The 729-nt window shown below is 67.8% G+C and carries 1 protein-coding gene; it reads left to right on the forward strand.

Translation table 11 applies throughout. The annotated features are described in order from the left end of the window. A partial coding sequence (locus tag F8178_RS20365) for a L,D-transpeptidase (RefSeq protein WP_317496471.1) occupies positions 1–729 on the forward strand: 729 nt, incomplete at both ends.

A 729-nucleotide genomic window follows, 5' to 3' on the forward strand; every position in this document is an offset into this window, starting at 1 on the left:
CTGCTGCTGTCGTCGGTGGTCGCTGGCGTGCTGGTGGTGGGGCTGGTGCTGGCCGGGATGATGTGGTTGTCGGGTTCGGAGGAGCCGGGGCAGCCGCAGGCGGCGGATGCGCCGGAGCCGGTTGAGGTGGATGCGGCCTCGCTGGAGGATCTGCCGGTGGCCGATACCCACGCCACGATCGAGCGGGCGCCGGAGGATCCGGATCCGCAGGGCACCACCGATGGCACGATCGTGCATCCGACGGTGACCACGCCGGTGCACGATGCTCCGGACGGTGAGCCGATCGCGCGGATGGAGCCGGAGCAGCTGGGGGATACCTGGTTGCCGGTGATCGCCGAGCAGGACGGCTGGGTGCAGGTGTTGATGCCGTCGCGGCCGAACCTGTCGACGGGGTGGATGCCCACTGACGATCTGGAGGAGGCGTTCTCGCCGTATCGGATCGAGGTGCGTCTGTCCTCGATGGAGTTGGATCTGTACTTCGAGGACGAGCTGGTGGAGTCGTGGACGATCGGGATCGGTAAGCCCGAGACGCCGACGCCGACGGGTCGGACGTATCTGATGGGGTCGTTCACCGATGCCAGCCAGCCGTTCTCGCCTGTGATTCTCCCGCTGGGATCGCACAGTGACACGCTGGACGATTTCGGCGGTGGGCCGGGGACCGTGGCGATCCACACCTGGCCGACCGAAGACGTCCTCGGGACCGCTACCAGCCACGGCTGCATTCGCGTG

It is taken from the genome of Haloechinothrix sp. LS1_15 (assembly GCF_033042135.1).
Classification (GTDB): domain Bacteria; phylum Actinomycetota; class Actinomycetes; order Mycobacteriales; family Pseudonocardiaceae; genus Haloechinothrix.